Origin of the sequence: Hominimerdicola alba 8 (assembly GCF_000178155.2) — a bacterium.
Taxonomy (GTDB): Bacteria; Bacillota; Clostridia; order Oscillospirales; family Ruminococcaceae; genus Hominimerdicola; species Hominimerdicola alba_C.
In genome coordinates, this window is sequence record NZ_ADKM02000070.1 from 1 (window position 1) to 7,380 (window position 7,380).

Sequence of the window (7,380 nt, forward strand, 5' to 3'; positions counted from 1 at the left end):
AAAAAAGCGTCTCTCTTCGGAGGGACGTTTTTTTGATTACAGCAGTATAGTACCATAAGCGTAGAACACATAGTCGTACATAATTATCCGTAATTTTTTTCGGATAAGATTGATTTTTCCTAGTGTATGTGATATAATACAATTGTTATATAGGGAGTCATTTAGTTAGGAGGATTTTATATGATTACTTTCTTTTCTGTAAAGAATTTTCGCCAGTTTAAGGATGAATTAGTATTTGATTTTTCCAGTATCAGAGATTATTAGTTTAATACAGAATGCGTAAAGGATCATCTAAATGAAAAATCCGACTGTAACTTCGATATGAAAATATTAAAGATGCCTCGACAGTTTGGGGCAAAGTTGGATATTCTGTTTGTGGCTATCATTTTTGCCCTGAATGTGATTATTGCCTATTGCCCTGAAAGAGAATAGGAAGGATGGTCGAAAGATATAGAGAAACTTTTGATTTTGAGGCAAAGGCAAAAATGCTATCCAATTTAACTGATCAAATAATTTTTGATGCAAACCACATTTTATCGTTGGTAATTAAACTCAAAAGTTCGATGAATTTTTCTATCGTCGTTTGATTGTTATATTCGGAGTATTGAAATCGAACCTGCAAAATTTCTACTTCGCCGGATTCTACATTTCTTTGTTCAATAACAGAAACTACTTTAACTCCCAGATACTTATTCCGGATATTATCATAAATGGAAATATATCTATCATCAACCATTAAATGTTGACTGTAGGAGCAAGGGCTTTCATGTGTATCAACAAAGATCTTGTCATCGGGATTCCCTTGTAAATGAAAATGCTTTTGTTGAGCATTATTATCATTGTTGTAAAAAGATAAAGTCCCGGCTGAATTTGCTGAGCATATCTTATAATATATGACATTAGAATCGTTGCTGTGTACAAACTGCATTTTTTTAGCTTCTTGTAAAAAATCCGGCAAACAAAAAGTTATAATACCACTATGTACGTTATCGGAATGGTCGCTGACAGAAACATCCACAAGATACTTTTGAGATAGTTCGCATTTATAATGATTAGTAAATAGCGGAAAAGAATAAGGATTTATTTCACTTGCCATGGACGAGAAAACAGAACACCCAATAGCAGGATTTTGTGCTTTTATTAGTATGGTGATGCGGTTTTCCAGTTCAGCCCATTTTCCCAGTTTGCCTGCGGGAGAAAATCTAAAATTGTACGCCATTATAATACCTTCTTTTTACATTTTTACTGAACCATGTGGAGTCTGCTTTTTTTCATCTATATAATTATACTAGATTATTTACTTTTAACGAAATACTATTGATTTTTATTTCAGTGAATTTTCTGCTATTATAATTATACGTTCAAAAAAATGAAAAAATCGAAAGGAATGGTTCATGATGAACAAACAAATCAACAAACTTTTAGCAGAAATCCTATCTCTATCAGTCATATTTTCAATGGGAGTAACAGCATCAGCTGAGAATGCGGAAGCAAAATCTCTGTATTCCGAAACGACCGGCATTTATGCTTCGACTTCTTCTGAAAAGATAGCGATCAGCGACATCTACCTTATGGACACTGAAGATATGAGTTTTAGTTCCATGTATAATCCGGCTACACTTAGAAACAATTCTCCTGAATACTGTGGACTGAGAGTGAATCTGACTAAGCAGGCGGATATAACACTTAGCATGACAGCTACCTCAAAAAAAGTAGCGCTGCTTTTTGTTGATTCAAACGGAAATATTAAAGGGAGATACGATTATACAGGAAAAACTGATGAAACAGGACAGATAAAACTCACGAATGTTTCCTCCGGAACTTATTATTGTGTAATACACAATAAAGGTGTAACATCAGATACGACTATCTCTGAGCTGAATATCAGATCCTCCGTTATTTATGACATAACAGATACTAACATGTTAAAAGCCACAGCCGACTTTTCTAAAAATCCGGCTGTTCCGGAATACATATTCAAATATAACGGAATAGAACTTAAAGAAAACATCGACTATAAGGTTATCAAAACGTCCGGCAGCAGCAAAAAATATTCAGGAGGAACAGAATACTCTTTTACTGTCGAGATACAGGGAATGGGCAACTATGTAGGAAAAACGACTCGTATATTTACGAATTCCGTAGATGATATAAATAATAAGATCGATTTTACAGAATGCGATATCAGTGAGCCAACTTTTAAAGGCGAGGACCCTGTTTTTACCGTAAAATACAAAGGAAAAACGCTGACTGAGAATAAGGACTATAAGGTAACGATAAAAACATCGGATGTAACAAAGGCGGGCATTACTTACAGAAGTTACGACTGCATGTTCATCGGTTTGGGAGATTATGCGGGGAGTTTTTCGTATAAGATCGATAATCATAAAATATCTGATACGACCAAAAAGAGTATAGCTGCATGCAGTATTACGCCTGTATTTTCGGACGGAGAGTTTGTGAAACTCATAGTCATTGATAATGGGAAAACACTGGTACAAAACACTGATTACACATATACGGTTACTAAAACCGGCGAAACAGAAAAAGATGGTGTTACTACGGTAAGCTATGAAATAACAGTGTACGGTATCGGCGCGTACATCAGTTCTTGCACAGCAACAGGCACTACACAGAAAAACAATAAAATCGTTCTGAATTTCAGTGACTATGCCGTAGGCGACAAGGAGTATACAGGAAGACAGATCACTCCGGACCCTATTTTTATAATAAAGGATAAAAACGGAAAAGAGACAACTCTAAAGAAAGATGTAGATTATACTATATCATACGGAGCCAATACAGCGATAGGTTTCCTCGCAGGTAATTTTACTGTTACAGGTATTGGAAAGTATACAGGGACCACTTATGTGAGATTCAGTATCGTGCCTGCCAAAATATCTGAAATAAAAGGCGATAATATCGAGGTTGCTTACACAGGAAAAGCAGTTACACCGTTTAATGATAAGATCCGCCTATCTGATGGACGAGCTGTTCTGTATGGGGTGGATTATACAGTAGAATATACTAATAATATAAACATAGGAACAGCAACAGCAGTGATAAATTTCAAAGGAAACTATCAAGGAAGTGTCACTAAAAAATTCAATATAGTTGACGGCAAAACGATACTGCGAGGCGACGTTAACGGCGACGGTGAAGTTAATGTAACCGATGTCGTTTTAGTGGCAGCTCATGTAAAAAACATAAAGGCACTGGACAGCACTTCACAAAAGCGAGCAGATGTAAACTATGATGGAGATATAAATGTAACGGATATTATAAAGATAGCAGCACATGTTAAGGGTTTAAAATCCCTTAATAGCTAAGCAGAACATAGAAATATTTCGTGAGACAAATAATAAATGCACCTTTGTTTATAAAACAGAGGTGCATTTTGTAATTTTATGAGTTCTGAACGTACCAATTATCAAGTCCTAATCCTTCGACTCTTTTGAATTCTCTGGTATTATTTGTAACTACGATCAAACCTTCTGATTTCGCATGAGCAGAAATCAGCATATCCATAGTCCCTATCGGTGTACCTTTTTTTCTTAAATCGGCACAAATTTTCCCATACTCAATAGCAGCACCGTCATCAAAGGGAAGCACATCAACTATCGTTAAAAACTTAGCAAGAGCGATCGTGTTCTTGTTGACATTCACACTTGCCTGTACACCATATTCCAGCTCTGCTAAAGTTATAGATGAAATGCATAATCCTTCCTGCCAGTGTTCTTTGATTGCATTTATAACATTTGTATTGTTTTTTTGAGCATATATACACATGTTAGTATCCAGCATATATCTCATAATTTTTCTCTCTCACTTTCTATTTCTTTGGGCCTTGAGTCAAGCGCTTCAAAATAATCATTTGTAAATTCACTTAAACTCTCAAGAAATGTCGAAAGAGCCTTATCTTTAGGTACTAACATTACGCTATCGCCAATTTTGTGTACATACACTTCCGAACCATCGAATCGCATTTCTTTCGGTAAACGGACTGCCTGACTGTTTCCATTTGAAAATAATCTTGCTGTCATCATTACGATCACCTCCTGATATTAGTATATACCATAGTATATATTTTGTCAAGCTGTATGAAGATTTTTTTGATATAAATTATCTTCTAATAGGTAAACGCATTTTTAATTATATATAATTTTTTTGGAATGTAATTTTCTCGTATAATTATACTACAAATAAAAAAAAGAGGGGAATTTTTTTATGAAGAAAATTTTTTTATATATTACTGCAATGATCATCATAGCTTTTACCTGCATCATCACAGTTTCAGCATCAGAAATTGAACAGCTTGAATTTAACGATGAACCTTATGTAATAGTAAATAATAACATTCCGTATTTTTCTGATGAAGAAAAGACAAATGTTTTTCCTTATGAAAAATACGGAGATCTTGATAAACTCGGAAGATGCACAATCGCTGAGGCTTGTATCGGAAAAGAACTTATGCCTACAGAAGAAAGAGGAAAAATCGGGTACATTAAACCTTCGGGATGGCATAGCGTAAAATACGATATTGTCGATGGAAAATATCTTTACAACATATGTTAAGAACACTATATGTTCAAATTATTCCTTCTTTGAAGTACAAGGAGGATGTAATCATGAAGAGAAAGATACTTTATTGTATGTTGTGGTATTGATGGTATCCATTCTCATAGGATGTAGTTCTTTAGAATCTGTCCTTGAGAAAGGTGAATACGTTCTTTGCGATGGGATTGGCAGACAATACGCCTAATATGTTGTATAATATCTGAACTCTTCGGGTAACTATCTCCGTTCTGAATAGTAACAATAAACCTGTAGCAGTATCTACCGGAATTAATTATGAATATGATAAGTAAAGCGTTTTAGCCACTTTGGTTATAACGCTTTTTCCATTGAAAATAGAGTAATATTTCGAATAGAATTAGAAATTGACTAATTGTTCTACCGCGAGGTACCAAGATATGTTTACTGATTGATATATGAGATAAAAACGCTATACATGTTTTGATATATATTACAAAAATACATTTGAATTTATCAGATGTAATCATTCATTGTTGACACTTTATTGTTTTCGTGATATACTATATTAATAAATATATAATTAAACTGGAGGTGATTCTATGGCTTATTGCAACTATTGCGGAGAATTCAATACTGATGATTCAGATTTTTGCAAACGTTGTGGTAAAATGATTAATAACACAAGATATGACTATAATAACTACTCTTCATCGAGAGACACCGTCTATGTTGGTAACATCAGGAGATGTCCGGTATGTAATGAAATAGTTCCTAACATAGCTACTGTGTGCAATTCATGCGGATTTCAATTTAATAATACTTTGATAAATCCAACACTTGAAAGGTTCTCAAGTAAAATCCAGAGCTTTGACGCGCAAATACCTACCGAAAAGAATGATATTTATTATATCAAAAAGAAATCCAAGGAAAACAAACCTAGTGGCATTACAATAATATTGTTAACAATATTCAGTTTTTTGACTCTTTTTAGTATGTTTTGGTTTATTCCTGTTGTTTTCATTTATATTATTTTATTATTTAAGCAGCCAACAAATGATAAAACTCCTCCCGTATTAACTCAATCAGAGTTAGGAAAATCCAATTTTATTGAAAACTTTGTTTATCCAAATGATTCAGAAACAATAATTGAACTTTTGCAATATATTAAAAACAAAATTAGAATAACAGCAGAATTAAAAGCCGATAAAGATAGTTTATATTGGTCAAATATATGGCTAAATAAGGCTGAACAATTATATTCTAAATCAAGAGTATCACTAGGTAATGATACTATAGTTGAGCAGCTATACCAGGATATTAAATCATTGCATTTAAACTACCTACAGAACTATAAGAAGTATTTATTTAAGCAAAGACCTTTTGTTCTTGTGAAATTTCTTTCAGGATTAGCCTTTTCGTTTAGATTGATTTTTATAATCTTTAGTTCTATTAGTTAAAATCAAAGGAGGTTATCATGGGCATATTCAATAAAAACGAAGGCGGATTGATGGACGTTATCCGCTGTGATGAGCAAGATTATCTGATATGGAAATGGAGTCCGGGCGGCAGTGCCGGGACAAGTCGTAAGGAAAACGCTATACGCAAAGGTTCAAGAATATCTGTAAAATCTGGTTCTGTAGCGGTATTTGTTTATAATCAAGGAAACGGTATTGAGCAAGAATACCTTTACGGACCTGTTGAAACAAAGCTTGATACACTTAATCTGCCTATTCTTTCAAATCTTCTTAGTCTGCTATATAATGGTTCAGCGCCCTATCGTGCTGAGGTCTACTTCATAAACCTAGCTAAGATCATACAGGTGAAGTTTGCTGTACCTTTCTTTGATATATACGACTCCCGTTATCCCGAATATGGTGTGCCTGTAGCGGTAAGGGGAGCGTTCAACTTTCATATCCCCTCAGGCGAAAATGGATATAAACACTTTATTGAACTGCACAGGCTGGATAATTTCAATATTGAAAATTTTACAGAACAAGTAAAGTATTCTGTGACAAGCAGGGTAAAAAGCGCCGTCATGAATGCACCTGCAAACTATGGTGTTTCGATGCTTCATGTAGAGGGGCTGATAGGTAAGATAAGAGACGAAGTTTTTAATGAGCTTGAGTCTCTGTTCAATGCTGAATACGGTGTCGTACTGAGTGCTTTTGAGATAAATGCCATAGAATTGGATAAGACCTCAGAGGGATATTCACAGCTTATGTATATCACCAGAAATCAGAACAATACAAGGGTGCGGGCGAAGACAGAGATAGATATACAGAATATGCGTGATACCCAGCGGATAAATGCCGAGCATTATGAAGACACTCTGCGCCGTCAGCGTGAGGAAGACCAGTATGCAAGGCACATGAACACTCAATCAAACAATTTTGCAGCACACCAGGTAAACCGTCAAGCTGATATTGCCTATGCAGCCGCTGACAGTTTTGCTAGTATGGGCAGCGCAGGTGACGGGTGCGGCAGCCCTATGGGTATGATGGCGGGCATGATGATGGGTGAAGCTATGAGTCAGAACATGGCAAACGCAATGAATAATGCTATGAATACCCAATCGATGAACGGTGCGGTACCGCCGCCTATACCAAATGCTAGATATCATATAGTTATTAATGGGCAGGACGCAGGTGAATTTGACAAACAGGCATTATCTCAAATGGCAATTGATGGAAGGATCAATAAGAATACTCTTGTTTGGAAACAAGGAATGGCTGACTGGACAGCAGCAGGATCAGTTTATGAATTGCAGGATATTTTTGTAAATAATGTTCCACCAATACCATAATGATTTTGCATTGACTTCAAAACTGGATTTTAAAAAGAAAA

General features: G+C 35.2%; 7 protein-coding genes. 4 read left to right on the top strand and 3 right to left on the bottom strand.

The features are described from left to right. Positions 1-505: 505 nt before the first annotated feature. Positions 506-1,219, bottom strand: coding sequence for a hypothetical protein (locus tag CUS_RS07435; RefSeq protein ID WP_002849041.1), 714 nt, complete (start codon positions 1,217-1,219; stop codon positions 506-508). 175 nt (positions 1,220-1,394) lie between these two features. Between CUS_RS07435 and CUS_RS07440 the strand changes: the two genes are divergently transcribed. Next, positions 1,395-3,329 carry a dockerin type I repeat-containing protein gene (locus CUS_RS07440; RefSeq protein WP_227945387.1) on the top strand — a complete coding sequence of 645 codons (1,935 nt, stop codon included), beginning with the start codon at positions 1,395-1,397 and terminating at the stop codon, positions 3,327-3,329. A gap of 76 nt (positions 3,330-3,405) precedes the next feature. Here the strand turns inward: CUS_RS07440 and vapC are convergent, their stop codons facing one another. Both vapC and CUS_RS07450 read right to left on the bottom strand, forming a co-directional pair. Continuing rightward, positions 3,406-3,813, bottom strand: coding sequence for a type II toxin-antitoxin system tRNA(fMet)-specific endonuclease VapC (gene vapC / locus CUS_RS07445; protein WP_002849040.1), 408 nt, complete (start codon positions 3,811-3,813; stop codon positions 3,406-3,408). Beyond that, entirely contained in the window at positions 3,810-4,046 is a 237-nt protein-coding gene (locus CUS_RS07450; protein WP_002849047.1) for an antitoxin, read from the bottom strand. Before CUS_RS07450 ends, vapC begins: the two co-directional genes overlap by 4 nt. 181 nt (positions 4,047-4,227) lie before the next feature. Here CUS_RS07450 and CUS_RS07455 point away from each other — a divergent pair, with 181 nt between their 5' ends. From CUS_RS07455 to CUS_RS07465, 3 genes are all read left to right on the top strand, one after another. Then, positions 4,228-4,575: a hypothetical protein gene (locus CUS_RS07455; protein WP_002849036.1), complete on the top strand. Its 348-nt coding sequence runs from the start codon at positions 4,228-4,230 to the stop codon at positions 4,573-4,575. A gap of 560 nt (positions 4,576-5,135) precedes the next feature. Beyond that, the gene (locus tag CUS_RS07460) at positions 5,136-5,993 is read left to right on the top strand and encodes a zinc ribbon domain-containing protein (protein WP_002849045.1); all 858 of its coding nucleotides are present in this window, start codon (positions 5,136-5,138) and stop codon (positions 5,991-5,993) included. Between the two features lie 17 nt (positions 5,994-6,010). Next, the gene (locus CUS_RS07465) at positions 6,011-7,339 is read left to right on the top strand and encodes an SPFH domain-containing protein (RefSeq protein WP_002849043.1); all 1,329 of its coding nucleotides are present in this window, start codon (positions 6,011-6,013) and stop codon (positions 7,337-7,339) included. The last annotated feature ends 41 nt before the right edge of the window (positions 7,340-7,380 follow it).